The sequence below is a fragment of the Rhizobium sp. Root482 genome (genome assembly GCF_001426565.1).
In the GTDB taxonomy this organism is placed as follows: domain Bacteria; phylum Pseudomonadota; class Alphaproteobacteria; order Rhizobiales; family Rhizobiaceae; genus Pararhizobium.
In genome coordinates this window covers 20,354-38,120 of the sequence record NZ_LMFA01000008.1, presented here as the reverse complement: position 1 = coordinate 38,120, position 17,767 = coordinate 20,354, and the positions used below count along the sequence as shown (strand labels likewise).

Sequence of the window (17,767 nt, the reverse complement as noted above, 5' to 3'; positions counted from 1 at the left end):
AAACCTCGGCGGTGGCATTCCTATAGGCCATGCCGGCGGTGGCACGCTACCAAAAGTGAGTGTGGCGCGAGATTTTCCATCCTGCCTATCGCGCGTTCCTGCCATGAACGGAATAGTGCGACCCCCATGGGACATCACAACGTCTCCTCAAAAGAGATCAAAGCAAATGTGGCCGGCACAGCCACGTCTACCGTTATTGCAAACCAGTTTCGACCATCGCTTGCACCATGTCGGCATCACGACGCGGATGACTGAGCATGGCATCCGAGTGGGACGAAGGACGCGCACAAAAAATGCGCCTGATCAAGTTGGCATCTCCGTGGGCATTGACCGCGTCAGCGCTGAGTGTCCCTATCGCCTTGCTTTTGAGCGCGTCCCCTCTGTAGCCGCCCACCGTAATCACTGAAAATTCCGGCTCTTGACCTTCAGCGTATCGATATGAAGGTCAGGTATGTAAATTTCGCGCGCCTTGACGCCCATCGGCGGCCGTTCGCGGCTGTCGGGGCTACCCGGCGAACCATGCGCGAACTCGTCGCCCCGTCCTGTCGGCACCCTGAAAGTGTCTCGCTCGCCAAGGCTTGCCAGATCGCCGCTCAGATCGAACATCCGTTGCGCCACCAGATGCACGACGCCCCCTTCGCGCTGGATCTTGCCGTTGATCGCCATCATGGCCGATCCGAGCACGACACGACGCTGCTTTTCGAACAGGCTTGGCCAGACGACGATATTGGCAACGCCTGTCTCATCCTCGATAGTCATGAACATGACGCCCTTGGCACTGCCGGGCTTCTGGCGGACGAGGACAAGGCCAGCGGTCATCAACCATCGTCCGTCGCGCGCCGATGTTGCCTCGGCGCAGGTGACGATGTTTTTGCGAGTGAGATCCTCGCGCAGGAAGCTGACCGGATGGGCGCGCAACGTCACGCCCGTATGGCCGTAGTCCTCGACGACATTGGCGCCTTCGGTCATCTGCCGTAACGCCACATCCGGTTCCTGCTGTTCGGCAATGACCGCCCGCTCGCGATCGGCGGCCGCAGCAAACAGCGGGAGGGGCTCGTCGCGCAAGGCCTTGATTGCCCACAGCGCATCACGCCTTTCCAGTTTCAACGAAGGTCGAAACGCGTCGGCCTCGGCCAGCTTGACGAGCGAAGCCGACGACACACCGGCGCGCCGCCACATGTCATCGACGGAAACGAAGGGATCGTCGCCGCGCGCCACCGCGATCCGGGCGGCATCCTGTTCGGGCAGCCCCTTTACCAGACGCATTCCAAGGCGCACGGCATGGCCGTCCGTTCCCTCGATCTCTTCCAGCGTGCAATCCCACCGCGAGTGATTGATGCAGACCGGCAGGATCACAACACCGTGGGCGCGGGCATCGGTGACGATCTGCGCCGGCGCATAGAATCCCATCGGTTGCGCGTTGATGAGCGCGGCACAGAACACGTCCGGATAATGGCATTTCAGATAGGAGGAGGCGTAGGCGATGAGGGCAAAGGAAGCGGCGTGGCTTTCCGGAAAGCCATAGGAGCCAAAACCTTCGAGCTGCGAGAAGGTCTTTTCGGCAAATTCCTCGGTGTACCCATTCTTCACCATCCCCTGGACCAGCTTGTCCTTGAACTTGCTGACCCCGCCGGTGAATTTGAATGTCGCCATCGAGCGCCTCAGCGCATCGGCCTCGCCGGCGGTAAAGCCTGCGCAGACGATCGCCACCTTCATGGCGCTCTCCTGAAACAACGGCACGCCCAGCGTCTTGCCGAGCACGGCCTCCAATTCCGGCTTCGGATAGACGACCGCTTCCTTGCCTTCGCGCCGTCGAAGATACGGATGCACCATGTCGCCTTGGATCGGCCCGGGGCGAACGATCGCCACCTGGATGACCAGGTCGTAATAGGTCTGGGGTTTAAGCCGCGGCAGCATCGACATCTGCGCACGCGATTCGATCTGGAACGTGCCGAGCGTATCGGCCTTGCGGATCATCGCGTAGGTCGGCGGATCTTCCGGCTCGATGGTGGCGAGATCGAGCGTTATCCCCTTGTGCTCCTGCAAAAGGGCAAAGCCCTTGGCCATGCAAGTCAGCATTCCCAAGGCAAGCACATCAACTTTCATGAACTTGAGCGCCTCGATATCGTCCTTGTCCCATTCGATCGTTTGCCGATCTTCCATGCGGGCCTGTTCGATCGGCACCAGTTCATCAAGCCGGTCATTGGTCAGGACAAAGCCGCCCGGATGCTGGCCGAGATGGCGGGGTGCGCCCATCAGCTGCTGCGCCAGCTCCAATGTCAGACGCAGGCGGCGGTCGGACATGTTCATGTTGAGCTCGTTGACCTGCTTTTCGCCGACGCCCTCCTTGCTCCAGCCCCAGACACCGGCCGACAACGCCGTGATCATGTCTTCGGGCAGTCCGAGCGCCTTTCCGACATCGCGAAGCGCACCCTTGGCGCGGTAGCGGGTGACGGTCGCGCAAAGGGCAGCCTTTTGCCGGCCGTAGGTCTTGTAGATCCACTGGATCACTTCTTCGCGCCGGGCATGCTCGAAATCGACATCAATATCCGGTGGTTCGTTGCGCTCGGCTGAGATAAAGCGCTCGAACAAGAGATCGTTTGCGGCCGGATCGATCGCCGTGATCCCAAGCACATAGCAAACGGCGGAATTGGCAGCACTCCCGCGACCCTGACAGAGAATATCCTGAGATCGCGCAAAGCGGACGATGCTGTAGACCGTCAGGAAGTAGGGCGCGTAGTCGAGTTTGCGGATCAGATCGAGTTCGTGATTGAGGGTCTTCACCACGTCGTCAGGCACCCCCTCGGGGTAGCGGTCGCGAACGCCCTCCCAGGTGAATTTTTCCAACGTCTGCTGCGCCGTCAGCCCGGGGATGATTGCTTCCTCCGGATATTGATAGGTCAGTTCGCTCATGTCGAAACGACAGCGGTCGACAATCTCGCGGGTGCGGGCGAGAGCTTCTGGATAGCGGCCGAACAGCCGGTGCATTTCATCCGGCGGCTTGAGAAAACGATCGGCATGCCGTTCGCGCAGGAAGCCGGCCCGGTCGATGGTGGTGCGATGGCGAATGCAGGTGACGATATCCTGCAATTGCCGCCTGCCCGGCTCGTGAAACAGCACGTCGTTGGTGACGACAGGCCGAACCTTGTGCCGGATTGCCAGCAAGTTGAGGTCGTGAAGGCGTAGCTGATCGTTCGGCCGCCGGCGCAGCGTCAGCGCCATATAGGCGCGGTCGCCAAATATCTCCTTCACCTTGCGCAGCCGGATCGCGCACTTATCGTCGGCTTCGCCGGGAATCAGGACGGCGAGCAGGCCCTCTGCATAGAGGGAGACATCCGACAGATCGAGGATGCAGTGACCCTTGCCGCCCCGCTCCTTGCCGAGGGACAGAAGCCGGCACAGCCTCGAATAGGCAGCCCGGTCCGTCGGATAGACCAGCATCGACATGCCGTCCGCCAGATCGAGCCTGCAGCCAACGACCAGTCCGATGCCGGTTTCCTTGGCCGCCTCCCAGGCGCGCACGACCCCGGCAAGGCTGTTGCGATCGACAATCCCGAGCGCCTCTATGCCAATTTCCTTGGCGGTGGCAAACAGTTCATCGCAGCCCGATGCACCGCGAAGGAAGGAAAAATGGCTGGTGACCTGGAGCTCGGCGTAGCGCATCAGCCATAAATCCCGTGCAGGAACCATTCGGTCGTTCCGGTTGCGGGATCCACGCCGTCACCGGAACGATAGACCCAGAAGCGATTACCGTCCTCGTCCTCGACGGAATAATAATCCCTGACCGCCTCCATCTCGGAAGAGCGCACCCACCACTCGCCGAATATCCGTTCCGGCCCGTCACCACGCTTGATGCGCCGGCGCTTGCCGCGCCAGGTCATGGATGCGGGCGGATGGTCGGGTGTGAGCGCGATCACCTCGATCCGTTCCGGGTGCGCCAGTATCCGGCTTGGCCGCGGCCAGCGGGTCGGCCAGTCTTGCCCCAGCTTTTCAGCAATGGGGGAGACACGCCCGACATTGCGCTCGGGAACGTCGCTTTCGACAGGCGCCAGCCGGTACATGCGCTGACCGCGATTTCCAAGACTGTCGAGCAGTGGCGTGACGTCGACGACGGTTTCTTCGATAAGGGAGGAGATTGACTGCTTTTCTTCGAAAGGCTCAATCATCGTCGCGGCAAGAGATAGTTTCTCGATACCGAAACCGGGATCGATCTTCTCGATGCTGGAACAGAGAAGCTTTGTCAGATGGGAAATGTCGCGCACCGGCTTTGCCGTGCCGGCACGCAGCGACTGCAGGGTGTTGTCGACGCGATAGATAATCAGGTCCGCGCGGCGAACACCCTGCCCGCGCGTCTCCAATCCGGCGCAGAGTTCAACGACCAGCTTGCCGATATATTTGGCGATGGTCTCGGCAGCCCCGATCGGTTCGGAAAACGAACGCGCCACTTCGATCAGGTCCGCGGTACGAATGGGGTCAATGGGTTCGGCAAGGCGCCCGAACATCTGATCGAGCCTGCGACCAACTTCCGGTCCGAAGCGCAGTGCCAAAGGCGCTCGCGGCGTTGCAGAAAGCTCTCCGACGGTCCGAAACCCAAGCACTGTCAGCCCGCTGACGATGTCGGGCGGCAGGCGAAGGCTGGAAATCGGCAGATTGACGATGGCTTTGGCTGTGTCGCCAACCGGGACGATTGTCACCTCCCGCGGCATAGCGCGGGCAATCGCATGAGCACTGCCCCAGGTATCGGCGATAGCCCCGCGGGCTTGAAGACCGCGACCTCTCAAAGCGTTGACCAGGCCGGTCAGCATCGGCACCTCGCCGCCGCGCAGGTGGTCGGCGCCTTCCGTATCCATGACAATGCCGTCGGGACTGTCAGTTGCCACGACCGGCGTATATTGGCGCAGCATCCACAGCGCCAGACGCTCGACCGCCTCGGCATCACCTTGCCGATCGGCATCGACCAGATGCAGGCCGGATATCATTGCCTGGGCTTTGGCGGCGGGCATGCCGATGCGGACGCCGGCCTTGAAGGCCGCAGCGTCGATTGCCGCGACGGTGCGTTTCGATCCACTGCGGGAAACGACCACGACAGGTGTTTCAGCCGAAATTCCGGGATCGGCGCGCCTGATCCTGTCCGTTGATAGCGTGGGGAGAAAGACTGATACGACCCGTGGCATCGCAGGCACCTATTTCAAACTCGGCGGCTTCTCCCGCTCTTGCTCTGATCAATTCCGCCAGCCATCTCGCTCGACCGATGCCCGGCACGGGAAGCGGCTCGGAGGGCAGGACGCTGATGCGCCACCGTGTCGTGGCGGCCGTAGGTTGACCGAAGTCTGCTGCCTCCGTTGGGCGACGCCATCTGCGCAGCGCGATGCCGATTGTACCTGAAGCTTCGGCCGCCAGCTGCAGGCGCCGCGAGGCGGTCATCGGCAGGCGGACGAGTTCGGCAACGACGGCGCCAAGCCCGCCAAAACGCAGACCCTCTTCGAAATTCGTCAGCACATCCTCTTCCCGGTCGGCCTCGACATAGATCACCCGATCATGATGCAGGCCTGCCTGTGCCAATGCCGGCGCAAACAGATCCGGCCGTGTCAGGCACCAGAGGACATCGCCTTTGGTGCGCGCAACGATGCCGGCGACAAACAGAGCGGCCGCGGCACCATGCACCGCATCGCCACCACCACCGGCGACCTCGTGCAAAGCACCGCAGGCAAGCCCACCACCGGGCAGCTTTGCGTCTATCTCGGCGATTCCGAACGACAGCACGTCGCCCTTGCGGGCAGCTCCGCCTTCCATCCGCCGGATGCGGTCCTGAAGCTCGGAAATAACGGGGTTGGCTGCAGTGATTGGCATGGTTTCCGACGTCGAGAGTGCATTTGCATAGCCAAAAAAAGCTGATATGTTCCGTTTTTGTTCCTTAAACAGCGATGAGTCAACGGGCAAGAATCGGGTGGACTGTGGCCAACATGACGAGACGGCAGTTGCTCAAACGATTCATCAAGCAGATTCAATTTGTTGCTGAATGTGATGAAAATATCGTGGATGAGAAATAGAGATATGCCCGGCCTGCTGACGCTTAGGGATTTCAAGGGACCGGTGATCACCGTCCAATGCAAGCCGTGCGGCCAGCTGGGAGAGCTTGATCGCAAGGCGCTGGTGAGAGAGTTTGGCGCCGGCATGCGTTTTGCGGATCTTCGCCGTCGCATGGCGATGGGTTGCGACAAGATGCACTGTTCTGACGGGCAGGATAGATGCGGGACGGGATTTCCCTGTTTGCTGGAGGCGGCCTTGGTTTTTGAGCCGCGAAAGCCGACGTGAACGCTGGAGCTTTCAAAGCTCGATTGCGTTGCGAAAGGGTCGGAAACTTCGCCTTGACCGACATTGGATAGGAGGACGGCAATGTGTAATCTCTACAATGTGACGACCACCCGCGATGCGGTCCTGCAGTTTACCAAAGCATTCCGGGACCGGGCAGGCTGGAACGAGGCCTCCTTCGATGTCTATCCGGGCTATCAGGCGCCGATTGTCCGCATCGCCGAGGACGGACAGCGCGAAATTGCCCGGGCGACCTGGGGCATGCCGTCGCCGCCTGCCTATGTGAAAAACTACGATCCCGGCGTCACCAATATTCGCAATGTAAGCTCGCCGCACTGGCGGCGCTGGCTTGGGGCCACCAGCCGCTGTGTCGTGCCGTTCACCTCCTTTGCCGAACCGGATCCGGCCAGCAAGATTGAAGGCAGGCGCGTGCCGAACGCCTGGTTCGCCGGCAACGAAGACCGGCCGCTGATGTTTTTCGCCGGCTTCTGGACGCCTTGGAAGGGGGTGCGCAAAGTCAGGGATGGCGAGCAGGAATATGAACTCTTCGGATTTCTGACGACCTCGCCCAACGAAATTGTCTCGCCTATCCATCAAAAGGCCATGCCCGCTATCTTGACCACGCCTGAAGACGTCGAGACCTGGTTGACAGCACCGTGGGAGGAAGCCCGCCACCTACAGCGCCCGCTCCCAGGCAACATGCTGGTAATCGTGCCGCCACAGGCCAAACCGAAGCCGGACGAGGAAGGTCTGTTGCTTTGATCACCAGCACGCAGCACAACCAGGGCAGTCAGATGCCCGTTCACGACATGCCGGCTTACCGTCTGGGAACTGACGTCATGGGGAGCGTGCAACCCGTGCGCAAAATCATCCACGTCGATATGGATGCCTTTTATGCCTCGGTCGAGCAACGCGACAATCCGGCGTTGCGCGGACTACCATTGGCCGTTGGCGGATCGGCGGCCCGCGGTGTGGTGGCGGCCGCGAGTTACGAGGCGCGTGTCTTCGGCGTGCATTCGGCCATGCCGTCGGTCACCGCCAAGCGCAAATGCCCGGAGCTGATCTTTGTGCCGCCGCGCTTTGACGTCTACAAAGCGGTTTCCCAGCAAATCCGCGAGATCTTTGCCGAATATACGCCCCTGATGGAACCACTGTCGCTCGACGAGGCCTATCTCGATGTCACCGAGAATTTGAAGGGCATGAAGATTGCCACCGAGATTGCGCTGGAGATCCGTGTGAAGATCAAGGATGTAACCGGCCTCAACGCCTCGGCCGGCATCTCCTACAACAAGTTCCTGGCCAAGATGGCGAGCGATCTCAACAAGCCGAACGGCCAGGCTGTCATCACGCCGAAGAATGGTCCGGGCTTTGTCGAAGCCCTCCCCGTCAAGAAATTCCACGGCGTGGGGCCGGCCACCGCCGAGCGGATGAAACAGCATGGCATAGAAACCGGGCTTGATCTGAAGTCCAAGTCCCTCGCCTTCCTCCAGCAGCATTTCGGGAAGTCCGGCCCGTATTTCTACGGCATTGCCCGTGGGATCGATGAACGCCGTGTGAGACCCGATCGCATTCGAAAGTCTGTTGGCGCCGAGGACACGTTCGTTGAGGACATCGGCGATCTCGATCTTGCCAAAGCCGAGTTGCGGCCATTGGCCGACAAGGTCTGGCGCTATTGCGAAGCGCACGACATCACGGGAAAGACGATCACCGTAAAAATCAAATACTCGGATTTCAGTCAGGCGACACGCAGCAGGACCGTTTCGGGACCCGTGTCCGACGTCGACATGGTCTTGGAGAATGCTGAAACCCTGCTCGCCTCGGTGTTCCCGTTCAAACGGTCTGTGCGGCTATTGGGGATCACTCTGTCATCGCTCAACACCGAAGAGAGCGGGCAAGACCCGCAGCTCGCTCTCGGACTTTGAAGCGGCCGGGCCTCAAAACGAAAAACCCGCCGCGGGAGGAGGTGCGGCAGGCTTTCCGAAAAGAACCGATCAGACAGCTCAAGAGGAGGAGTGCCGCTGTTCCGACAGACGTCCCTTGGGAGGAGGAGTGGGCCGTCTGAAATCGAAGCTCTGCGGGAGGAGGTGCATCGCTTCGATGAAAACCAAGATACCCATTCTCTCCGCACATTAAATAGACTTTGCTGCAGTGCAGCTATGCGAGAAATGCACGGCCTCTCCTGACGAAGGAAATCTCCAACTTAGGGCTTCGTGGCAGGCCAGATCCAGAAACGCCCGCGTCATCAGCGGGCGTAGTGTCATTCAGGATAGGCAGGGAAAGCCGCTTAGCGAGCGACCGACTGGCGAGCAACGCTCTGGATATCGGCGCGATTGATACCGAGGTCCTGAAGTTCGCGGGAGCTCATGCGGCCAAGTTCGGTAACGGTCTGACGATACTTGCGCCAGTTGTTGAAAGAGCGTGCTACGTTCATGATGATCCCCTTTCGTGAGGTCTCTTGACGCCAGCAACCTTGCTTCGGTTCCAACGTCGTTTCGATGATTGAAATATAGGCCCTTGGACGCCCGTCGATAAGACACAAGGTCTCAGGTCGGCCATGCGCTCAAAGCATGGGTCCAATCAGAGATGAGCTGAAGGGGCTATCAGGCCCGGAACCGGTCGAAGGCAGTGAGGCGTTTGATTGGAGGATCGGCGTCTGGATAGCGGTAGATATCGGCCCTGAGATAGCGGAGCTCATCATCGAACGCTTCTTCGCCAACCTCGATCCACCAGGATTTGGGACGACCGTCGCTTCCGTCGGACCAGCGATAGCCTCGCGCCTTTAGGTGATCCTTCATGTCGAAGGGACTGTTCTCCGCGAAAACACGGACACGCGACCGCTGGCTTGCTTCATAGAGTTCGGCGAAGGCGGTGGATGCTGTTCCATCGACTTCCCGGGCGAGGACCTCCAGGAGTGCGAAGCAATCATCGACAGCCCGGTGACCGTCATGAAAATATCCCGCTTGCCCGATCAGGTATCCGAGCTTGGTGCCTTCATATCCCCGCAACGACCAGTCGATCTCGGAGTTGGAGCAAGCCCAGGCCTTGCCAGAAAACAGGTGAGAAAATGCCTCGCAGAATGGCCTATCGAAGCCGGCATTGTGGGCGATCAGCAGATCAGCCGGTTCAATCAGCGCCTGCAACGCAGCAATATCGATTGACTGACCGGCCACCATATTATCTGTGATCCCGGTGAGCCTGGTGATCTCAGTGGGAATGGAAACGCTCGGCTGTTGAAGCCCACCGTAGATGCCGGTCACGTCACCGATGTTTCCGGTCGCATCGAAGGTGAAAGCGATCACGCCAATCTCGATGATCTCATCCTTGCGAGCATTGAGCCCCGTGGTCTCGGTGTCGAGAATGATGCCCTTGAGGGGGTACTCCGGGCGTGAGAATGGTGAGATTGCGCGCGGCACGAGTTTCTGCAGGATCCGATAGCGGCCTGTCTCCGACAGATGACGGACCATGTCCTCTTCACTCATCGGGATGGCATGCTTGTCCGGTTCGGCGGATTTAGAGGTTCTACGCGTGACCACATGGTCGCGCGGAGCCTGCTCCGAAAACATGTCGAACTGTTCTGCCATTCCCGTTGTCAAAGCCTCGCCGCCAATTTGCTTACTTCAAAACACGGCACGATCGGCAGATCAACCGTGTTGGTGAAGTGCGATTTTGGCCAACCTGGCGAGCAAGGTCCACAACCGCGCAGTTTCAAGCAGCGACAACTCCTGGGTCGTTGCGCCGTAGCGTTCAACACAGGAAAGGGCATACCAGCTGGAGCGGGTACCGCGAAAGCCGTTCGCCTCCCGCAAGATCGGTTAAAAGGGTTGCCGCAGGAGGGTCAGCATAGCGACGGCAACGCCGGGATCCGGGACCGACAGCCCCCGGCGCGCGGGTGCGCTTCTCACACTCCAGAGCTCCCACCTTGCCTCCATGATCAGAATTGCAGGCAAAGCGATCCCGATGCACGCAGCGATGAACCAGATTTGCCGCATCGATCGCGCAAAGGGTCGTTGGTTGGCGCCGTCAATGCCGGGTGCTGCAACGTCCGGCGCGGCGATCCACAAACCGCAGAATGTACTGTTGGCTTAGCATCAGCGTGCGACGATAAATGCGCTGTTGTGTGCGTCAGAGTGCCAGCTACGCGATAGCCTCAGCGACCCCATCCCTTGGCTCATCAGTGGAAGATGACCGCCTAGTCAGAGCGAGTCGCTGCAATGCGTCTTCGGTGCAACGTTTGACATCTCCAGCACTCGTCTGCGGCCTGCCCCTCAAAAGTTTACGACGCCTAAGACCCCGCCGAGCTTTTGACCGCGTCTTCAGCGCCTTGCCGCTGGAAATGCCACGGCACTTCTCCGGATAGTGTAACCCACCCTTTGTGAACCTTGATATCTATCGCGGCATCGGGATGCGCGGTATCCCAGCATATGATGTCAAGTGCTCTTCCAGCAATTTCGTCATCTGCATGGCGCTTGTGCTCTGACCAACGTATTTCGATCTCGCTTGCGACGGCTCGCACAACCCTGATGCGTTGGGCAATCGACTCCGCCATCAGTTTTTGCGCGTAGGATCCTACATGTCCAGAAAGCGTCGCGATTCCCTGTTCGACGGCCACACCAATCCTGGCGGCATCGAGGCTCGGATCGAACTCCAGTTCGTCAAGGATATCCCTTCGGATTCTTCGATCGTCCATGTCTCACTCCTTCCAAGAGGCAGGATGTACCTCGTTTTAAGTTTGGAACGATCAGCGGTATTATACTTTGCGCTCGATCAAGGTTGTGGCCGGTCGCCCTGCGTTAAACTGATATGTCCTGGAATGAGGAAGCTCTAATGACGTACATCCTGAAAGAATTGACCGGGGGAGAATGCCGTGCGGTGCTCGAAAAAGCTCGGTTCGGTCACCTTGCTTGCTGCAAAGACAGCGTTCCCTATATTGTCCCGATTTATTTTGTTGCCGAGCAAGGCAAAATCTACAGCTTCTCGATGCCCGGCAAGAAGGTTGAGTGGATGCGGGTTAACAACAATGTCTGCCTCCAAATCGATGTGGAAGGAGAGGGCAAGGGATGGGGCAGCGTTATCGTCGGAGGGAGATTTGAAGAATATCCGGATACAGAAGCGTGGCATAATCAGAGACTGCACGCCTGGTCTGTTTTGCAGCAATATCCGGACTGGTGGGAAATCGGCGCTCTGAAGCCATATGAACTGCCCATATCGTCATCCTCGCCGCACATCTTCTACGGAATTGTCGTGGGCGAGATCCATGGACGCAGAGCCAATCTGGTGGGTTAAAGACGACTTAGAATCAATGGGCCACCCAGATTTTCATCTGGGCGGCCAGGGCATGCGTCGAACGAATGCACGGCGCGCTACATCTGGCGATGCGTTTTTACATCGTCAAAATCTGGCCTGGTGCGCTAGGAACAGAGGAACAGTGGCATCTTTTAACATTGAGTGGGTCACGCCGCCGAACAAAGTTGGGCCAAACGCGAATGGTTATAGGCACCCATGACAATCATGCATGTCGCCGCAACGTATCGTCGATCGGGCGCCCGCCGACGGAGATACGGTCAACCTCAGCTTTGACGCCGTGCCGCACAAGGTAGCGCGCGATGTCTGCTCCCGGTTCTTCACCGCAGGCAGCTCGCCGCAAGAGCATTTGTGGCGGGCAAAAATCGTTTTGATGAGCGACGGGGGACTGGGAACGGTCGCGATCATGGAGGCGACGGCTGAAGTTAAGCCTTCTCGGTTGTCGAGGCGATGCGGAACGTTCAACGCGTACGTGTAGCCCAGAAGTCGACTTCATCGCCGTCATCGGCCGACAACAGCGCTTATCTTCGTGCCAGACCGCTTGCGCGCAGATATCGACGATTTTCGCGGACCACTTTTAATCCGTGAATGACAACTCAGGATTGCACTGCCGAATGGGAGCCGAGACAGGTTCGGTGTTCGCTACATCTCAAACCCGCACGATCCTGGCCTCTCTTGGGCCCAAAAGCGCGATAATTTCGCCGCGTGCGATCGGTCGTGACATCAGGAAGCCTTGAATGTTGTTGCATCCAAGCGATTTCAGGACCTCCCTTTGTTGGTCCGTTTCGACCCCTTCGGCCGTTGTTTGCAGTCCTTGCGCCCGCGCCATGTTGATGATCGCCTCGACAATCGCGGTGTTTTTGCCCTCGCCGATCGCTCCAATAAACGATTTGTCGATCTTGATCCGGTCCACAGTGACGTTCTGCACCCTCGAGAATGACGAATAACCGGTACCAAAGTCGTCAATCGCGAATTTCACGCCCGCGGCCCTGAGCATCATAATGTTCTGGTCGGTTTCACCTTCCCTGCTGATAACAAGGCTTTCGGTGATTTCAATTTCCAGTCGAGCCGGCTCAATCCCCCACTTAGCCAGAGCGGAAAGGACGCGAAGGGAATAGCCGGGAGAGCCCAGCTCCACGGCCGAAGCATTCACGGCAATTCGCGTTTCGGGCAAACTGGCAATGAGGCTGCATGCGTCGTCGAGTACGAGAGCGCCAATCGTGTGAACGACGCCGATTTCCTCGGCCAGCGGAATGAACACGTCTGGAGCGATGGAGCCCAACTCTGGGTGCTTCCAACGTGCCAGAGCCTCCACTGAGCATGGTCCCGAGCTGTCGGCTAAATAGACCGGTTGGTAGACAACTTCGATTTGGGTTCCGGTTTCCAATGCTTCGCGAAGATCCTGCTCAAGTTTTCGGCGGCTGCGAAGAAGGTCGTCCATATGCTCACCAAACAAGGCATATGTATTCCGTCCCGCGGCTTTTGCATGGTAGAGTGCGATATCAGCTTGCCTGGTCAGTTCGGCGGCATCGGCACTCGCACCCGGCCCAATCGCCGCGCCAACACTCGCACCGATGGAGACATGCACTCCGTCTATATCGAATGGCTCGCGGAGACACGCAACAATCCTGTCGGCAATGACGGCGACTTCCGCGGCTTGGATCCTCTGCAGGAAGACCGTGAACTCGTCCCCTCCGATCCGTCCAATCAAAGCACCGGGTAGGATTTCACTCATTCGCTTTGCAACAAGAGAAATAAGCCTGTCGCCTGTCGGGTGACCATAGGTGTCATTGACTGCCTTGAACCGATCGAGATCGATGAAGAGCACGCTGCAGGTTTCGTCAGGCTGTGTTTGCTGCACACGCAAGGCAAGCTCCCTTTTAAAGTGAGCTCTATTGGCCAGGCCGGTCAGTGTGTCATGCAGCGCCAGGTGCTGAAGCTCGCGGCGATTGGAGTGGAGTTTGACCGAGCGTCTCCAGATTGCGTGCCCCGCCAGACTGGCGGCAACGAATACGCCAAAGACCGCAAGACCTAAAACCGGGAGGGTCGCACGCAACACGTTCGTTCCGGGCTCGAACGGATGCCAGTTGAAATACCCGATCACCTGTCCGGACCTCGAGGTAAGAGCGATTTGCGAATGGCGTTTGTCGTCAGGTGCTGTTGTCGTGAACTGCATCTCAGCGAACCGGTATTCGCTACCGATCTCTTTAGGCAATGCATCGTCCAGGAACCGTACCGCGACATGCAGGTTCTCCTCGCCCGCCCGCTCTCCGATCTCGCCTGTATCGGAAATGATAGGTTTGACACTCACCACTGCAGGTCGGCTTCCCACATAGGCCAGATCACTCTCGCCGATCGAAAGTGTTTTGTCCGTCACGCCCTGTTGATCACCGACGAGAAGCCGTTCTTGGAGCCGGGTCACTAAGGGAGCATATGCCTGACGTAGATCCCCTGAGGACGGCATCGCGGCCGACTTTGCGACAAACCGGAAGATCGGCTGGCCGTCTGCGGAAAGCACGACGGCCGCGTCATGGCTAAAGTACGTGTTCATCCATTGGCCAAGGTTTACGTCGATCCAGTCGAGATCACGGTCCTTCGTTTTGATGACGGCGTCGTCCCATACCGTAGCGCTCTCCTGGTCATGGGCAACGGACGTCTGAATTTTCGAGACGATGAGGGTGACAAGGTCCTTCTGTCGCTCCGCAGCGACGTCGTTGGTTTCGCTTGCGGCCCAATAAAGGGTTGCAAAAAGCATGCCTCCGACCAAAGCGGACAAGCTTGCCGGAAGAACCCATTTCACGAACCACTGCGACTGTCTGATCATGCCTTGTCTGCCTGTTGATTAAGCAGAAGCCTAGAACCCCTGAGTTAAGCTGGAGCGAAGGGACAGGGTTAACAACCTGTCTTTGCGGGCACCTCAATAAGTGATGGCCCATGGAGAGCGGCATACTCCCTTTCCGTATAATTAGGATGCGCAACCGGTCGAATCAGTACGCCCACTACCCGTTGGTCGTCACAGCAACCACGCGAAGATCCCGAACAAGAGAACCCTCACCACTGACCCGGATATCGGCGGCGTTCGCCTCATCAGTATCGATATGCATTTCGGTTACGGCGTTGGCGCTCACCCGGATTATTGTCTTGCCAAATATCAGTCCGCGCTCCTCATCGCCGATATGGACATCGACGAGCATGCCGTCGGAAAGGCCCAGGCGGCTGGCATCGTCCGGATTGGTATGAATGTGCCGGGCGGCCACGATCAGTCCATCGGTGTTGAGGATACCGACAGGTCCGATGAGCTGAACCGATGGGGTGCCATCAAGCTTGCCACTGTCACGAACGGGCGCATCAATTCCAAGCGCAAAGCCATCTGTTCTTGAGATTTCGACCTGCGTTTTCAGCCGCTCGGGGCCGAGGATGGCCACGCGCTCCAGGCGACCTTTTGGTCCCTGCAATGTGACCCGCTCGCTCGCGGCCCACTGTCCAGGCTGGCGAAGAGGAACCGCAGGCATTAATTGGTAGCCGGCTCCGAACAAGGTCTCAACCGCTGTCCGCGACAGATGAACATGACGTGCCGATACCGCGACGGGGATCGATCCAGGCACTGTTACCTTCGGCGTCAATTCCGCGGCGGTCTCCCGGGCAATCATCAATTGCTCGGCAGTCTCGGTGACGATGACCCGCACTCTGGCGCCATAGGCCTGGATCTGCGGTGCTGCGTGGTCGGCCAGTTCAACGCACTGGTTGCGGTCGTGATCGAGCCGCAAACCCATGAACTCCAAGCCATCGCATATGCGCCGACGCATGGATGGGGAGTTTTCACCGATGCCTCCGGTAAAAACGACCGCATCAAGCCCACCCATCGCCGCCGCATATGCGCCAATATATTTCCGGGCACGATAGGCGAACAATTCAATGGCAAGTTGGGCTTCGATGTCACCTTTACTGGCCCGGGCTTCCACATCGCGCATGTCGGATGAGTCTGTCAGTCCCAAAAGCCCGCTCTGCGAATATAGAGCCGCCTCTACCTCCGCTATCGACAGACCAAGTTGCCGTGACACAAACCCAAACAGGCCGGGATCAACGTCACCTGAGCGTGTCCCCATCACCAATCCCTCAAGCGGTGTCATGCCCATCGAGGTATCTATGCTCTCTCCACGGTTGATTGCGCAAACGCTCGCACCGTTCCCAAGGTGCACGCTGATGATTTGGAGATCACGAATCGGGGCACCGATCTCTTCTGCGGCCCGGACAGCCACATATTTGTGCGAGGTGCCATGAAACCCGAACCGCCGCAGACCAGCATCACGCCAAGCTTTCGGAACGGCATAAGTCGTTGCGCGCGCAGGGTTGGTGCTATGGAACGCGGTGTCGAAAACCCCGACCTGAGGAAGGCTGGACCACACCTCCTTTGCAATGCGTACGGCCAGTAGATTTGCGGGATTGTGGAGCGGCGCCAAAGCCGTCAGCGCCTCGATTGCCGCAATCGTCGCTTCGTCAAGGACCGCAGTGCTCCGGAATTTTTCGCCCCCATGGACGATCCGGTGACCTACCGCTTGCAGTTGGGCAACTCCGTAGCGATCAAGAATCTGCGGGAGGGCGACCAGGGCAGCGGCAATGTTGTCAAATGGCTCTTGCCCTGTCTCCGTCGCACCGTTATTTGTGATCTTGTAGGAACAGCACCCGGCCTCGAATTTCTCATAGGTTGCTTTGAATATTTCGGTCGCGTTTTCTGCAATTTCGAACACGCCGACTTTCAGGCTGGAACTGCCGCAGTTCAACACAAGTATTTTCACAGAGCGCCTTTCAGGCTATTTCGCCTATGCAGTGTGAGGGCTAGTCCGTTTCCTCAGTTGAAACGACACGACGGTAATAGCCATCGTCTCAGGGTGTGATCGCAACCTTGAACACGCCATCCCTTTGGTTGGCAAAGAGGTCATATGCCGCTTCGATATCGTCGAGCTTGAAGCGATGAGTGACCATTGCTCCAAGATCCACACGTCCTGATTCAATCATGGCCATGAGCCGCCGCATCCTTTCCTTCCCACCTGGGCATAGGCCTGTCACGATCCGGTTGTCACCAAGACCGGCAGCAAAGGCATCGAGCGGAATGGTCAGGTCGGAGGAGTAAACGCCAAGGCTGGACAACGTTCCTCCGGGTCTCAGAACGCGCAGACACGCTTCAAACGTCGCTTGCGTGCCAAGCGCCTCGATGGCAACGTCGACGCCCCTCCCTTCGGTGACGCGCATGATTTCTTCAACAGGATTCACCCGGCTAAAATCGACGACGTGGTTCGCGCCGAGGCGCCGGGCCATGTCGAGCCGTTGGGGCAGCTTGTCGACGGCAATGATATTCGAAGCGCCGAGCAGCTTTGCACCAACCGTGGCACACAAACCAATGGGCCCTTGGGCAAATATCGCCACGACATCCCCTATCTTGATGTCGCCCTGTTCAGCCCCGCTGAAGCCGGTCGACATGATGTCGGGACACATCAGCACCTGTTCATCGCTAAGGCCATCCGGCACTTCTGCCAGGTTCGCCATGGCGTCGGGGACCAGCACGAACTCGGCCTGGCAGCCGTCAATCGTATTGCCGAACTTCCAACCACCGGTTGCCTTCCAACCATGTCGATTGCCCGCCCCATCTTGGGAAGAGCGGCCGCATTGACACGCGTTGCTGTGTCCGCTTGGCGTAATGGCGCCTGCTATGACCCGCTGACCCTCTGTAAATCCCTTGACAGCTGACCCGAGCTTTTCGATTACGCCCACCGGCTCGTGACCGATTGTCAAACCTTTTCGAACCGGATACTCGCCCTTCAGGATATGCACGTCCGTGCCGCAGATCGTGGTTGTCGTAATCCTGATGAGCGCATCGAGCGGTCCGACATCCGGTATTGGCTTCTCGTCCAAAACGATCCGTCCCGGCTCGACGAAGATGGCTGCCTTCATTCTAATTCCAGACATCGGAGCTCCTCTGATTGTTGCACTGGCCCCCATTTTCCGGGACAGGAAAATGAGAATGCCGGTGGTCCGCCTCATTGATCGGCTCAGCCTGAAAGAGAAGAGTTGCGGTTCCCAGGAAAGCTTATGGCGAGCTTGAATGTCTTCCGTAGCACACTGTACAGAAACTGCCGTGCTTAGTCGACATTGGGAA

Annotated in this window: 14 protein-coding genes; 5 read left to right on the top strand and 9 right to left on the bottom strand. The window is 58.6% G+C overall.

The features are described from left to right. Nucleotides 1–399: 399 nt before the first annotated feature. The 3 genes from ASD31_RS06915 to ASD31_RS06905 are packed head-to-tail and all read right to left on the bottom strand — an operon-like array spanning nt 400 to nt 5,850. Entirely contained in the window at nt 400–3,663 is a 3,264-nt protein-coding gene (locus tag ASD31_RS06915) for an error-prone DNA polymerase (protein WP_056331280.1), read from the bottom strand. Beyond that, on the bottom strand, nt 3,663–5,174 hold the full coding sequence (locus ASD31_RS06910; RefSeq protein WP_082520460.1) for a Y-family DNA polymerase: 1,512 nt from the start codon (nt 5,172–5,174) through the stop codon (nt 3,663–3,665). Before ASD31_RS06910 ends, ASD31_RS06915 begins: the two co-directional genes overlap by 1 nt. After that, a complete protein-coding gene (locus tag ASD31_RS06905; RefSeq protein WP_056331278.1) occupies nt 5,095–5,850 on the bottom strand; it encodes an ImuA family protein in 756 nt (251 codons plus the stop codon). Before ASD31_RS06905 ends, ASD31_RS06910 begins: the two co-directional genes overlap by 80 nt. A 204-nt stretch (nt 5,851–6,054) precedes the next feature. On the opposite strand from ASD31_RS06905, the gene ASD31_RS06900 reads away from it, so the two are divergent. The 3 genes from ASD31_RS06900 to dinB all read left to right on the top strand — a co-directional run bounded on the left by ASD31_RS06900 (nt 6,055) and on the right by dinB (nt 8,234). Then, on the top strand, nt 6,055–6,315 hold the full coding sequence (locus tag ASD31_RS06900) for a hypothetical protein (RefSeq protein WP_056331342.1): 261 nt from the start codon (nt 6,055–6,057) through the stop codon (nt 6,313–6,315). Nucleotides 6,316–6,396: 81 nt separating this feature from the next. Then, nucleotides 6,397–7,074: an SOS response-associated peptidase gene (locus ASD31_RS06895; protein ID WP_056331276.1), complete on the top strand. Its 678-nt coding sequence runs from the start codon at nt 6,397–6,399 to the stop codon at nt 7,072–7,074. A gap of 77 nt (nt 7,075–7,151) precedes the next feature. Beyond that, nucleotides 7,152–8,234, top strand: coding sequence for a DNA polymerase IV (dinB, locus tag ASD31_RS06890; protein WP_056331273.1), 1,083 nt, complete (start codon nt 7,152–7,154; stop codon nt 8,232–8,234). Nucleotides 8,235–8,596: 362 nt separating this feature from the next. On the opposite strand, the gene ASD31_RS25320 is transcribed toward dinB, so the two are convergent. From ASD31_RS25320 to ASD31_RS06880, 3 genes are all read right to left on the bottom strand, one after another. Then, on the bottom strand, nt 8,597–8,743 hold the full coding sequence (locus ASD31_RS25320; protein ID WP_082520459.1) for a DUF1127 domain-containing protein: 147 nt from the start codon (nt 8,741–8,743) through the stop codon (nt 8,597–8,599). A gap of 169 nt (nt 8,744–8,912) precedes the next feature. After that, nucleotides 8,913–9,893, bottom strand: a complete 981-nt coding sequence (locus ASD31_RS06885) for a 3'-5' exonuclease (RefSeq protein ID WP_056331271.1) — start codon at nt 9,891–9,893, stop codon at nt 8,913–8,915. Nucleotides 9,894–10,594: 701 nt separating this feature from the next. Next, on the bottom strand, nt 10,595–10,999 hold the full coding sequence (locus ASD31_RS06880; RefSeq protein ID WP_056331268.1) for a BON domain-containing protein: 405 nt from the start codon (nt 10,997–10,999) through the stop codon (nt 10,595–10,597). Between the two features lie 137 nt (nt 11,000–11,136). Here ASD31_RS06880 and ASD31_RS06875 point away from each other — a divergent pair, with 137 nt between their 5' ends. Together ASD31_RS06875 and ASD31_RS26690 are read left to right on the top strand one after the other, a co-directional pair. Further along, complete coding sequence (locus tag ASD31_RS06875) at nt 11,137–11,595, top strand: pyridoxamine 5'-phosphate oxidase family protein (RefSeq protein WP_056331265.1); 459 nt, start codon at nt 11,137–11,139, stop codon at nt 11,593–11,595. Between the two features lie 229 nt (nt 11,596–11,824). Beyond that, on the top strand, nt 11,825–12,091 hold the full coding sequence (locus tag ASD31_RS26690) for a hypothetical protein (RefSeq protein ID WP_056331262.1): 267 nt from the start codon (nt 11,825–11,827) through the stop codon (nt 12,089–12,091). A gap of 171 nt (nt 12,092–12,262) precedes the next feature. Here ASD31_RS26690 and ASD31_RS06865 read toward each other — a convergent pair whose 3' ends face one another. The 3 genes from ASD31_RS06865 to ASD31_RS06855 form a co-directional block, all read right to left on the bottom strand. Continuing rightward, a complete protein-coding gene (locus ASD31_RS06865; protein ID WP_056331259.1) occupies nt 12,263–14,437 on the bottom strand; it encodes a putative bifunctional diguanylate cyclase/phosphodiesterase in 2,175 nt (724 codons plus the stop codon). Nucleotides 14,438–14,612: 175 nt separating this feature from the next. After that, entirely contained in the window at nt 14,613–16,409 is a 1,797-nt protein-coding gene (locus tag ASD31_RS06860) for an acetate/propionate family kinase (RefSeq protein WP_056331256.1), read from the bottom strand. An 88-nt stretch (nt 16,410–16,497) separates the two neighbouring features. Further along, the gene (locus tag ASD31_RS06855; RefSeq protein ID WP_082520457.1) at nt 16,498–17,562 is read right to left on the bottom strand and encodes an NAD(P)-dependent alcohol dehydrogenase; all 1,065 of its coding nucleotides are present in this window, start codon (nt 17,560–17,562) and stop codon (nt 16,498–16,500) included. Between the last annotated feature and the right edge of the window lie 205 nt (nt 17,563–17,767).

What these genes read in the sequence shown, in the direction of transcription:
- dinB (WP_056331273.1), top strand. Translation starts at nt 7,152, where the DNA reads ATGGGGAGCGTGCAACCCGTGCGCAAAATCATCCACGTCGATATGGAT.
- ASD31_RS06910 (WP_082520460.1), bottom strand. Translation starts at nt 5,174, where the DNA reads ATGCCACGGGTCGTATCAGTCTTTCTCCCCACGCTATCAACGGACAGG.
- ASD31_RS26690 (WP_056331262.1), top strand. Translation starts at nt 11,825, where the DNA reads ATGTCGCCGCAACGTATCGTCGATCGGGCGCCCGCCGACGGAGATACG.
- ASD31_RS06885 (WP_056331271.1), bottom strand. Translation starts at nt 9,893, where the DNA reads ATGGCAGAACAGTTCGACATGTTTTCGGAGCAGGCTCCGCGCGACCAT.
- ASD31_RS06905 (WP_056331278.1), bottom strand. Translation starts at nt 5,850, where the DNA reads ATGCCAATCACTGCAGCCAACCCCGTTATTTCCGAGCTTCAGGACCGC.
- ASD31_RS06865 (WP_056331259.1), bottom strand. Translation starts at nt 14,437, where the DNA reads ATGATCAGACAGTCGCAGTGGTTCGTGAAATGGGTTCTTCCGGCAAGC.
- ASD31_RS06855 (WP_082520457.1), bottom strand. Translation starts at nt 17,562, where the DNA reads ATGAAGGCAGCCATCTTCGTCGAGCCGGGACGGATCGTTTTGGACGAG.
- ASD31_RS06895 (WP_056331276.1), top strand. Translation starts at nt 6,397, where the DNA reads ATGTGTAATCTCTACAATGTGACGACCACCCGCGATGCGGTCCTGCAG.
- ASD31_RS06875 (WP_056331265.1), top strand. Translation starts at nt 11,137, where the DNA reads ATGACGTACATCCTGAAAGAATTGACCGGGGGAGAATGCCGTGCGGTG.
- ASD31_RS06915 (WP_056331280.1), bottom strand. Translation starts at nt 3,663, where the DNA reads ATGCGCTACGCCGAGCTCCAGGTCACCAGCCATTTTTCCTTCCTTCGC.
- ASD31_RS25320 (WP_082520459.1), bottom strand. Translation starts at nt 8,743, where the DNA reads ATGAACGTAGCACGCTCTTTCAACAACTGGCGCAAGTATCGTCAGACC.
- ASD31_RS06880 (WP_056331268.1), bottom strand. Translation starts at nt 10,999, where the DNA reads ATGGACGATCGAAGAATCCGAAGGGATATCCTTGACGAACTGGAGTTC.
- ASD31_RS06900 (WP_056331342.1), top strand. Translation starts at nt 6,055, where the DNA reads ATGCCCGGCCTGCTGACGCTTAGGGATTTCAAGGGACCGGTGATCACC.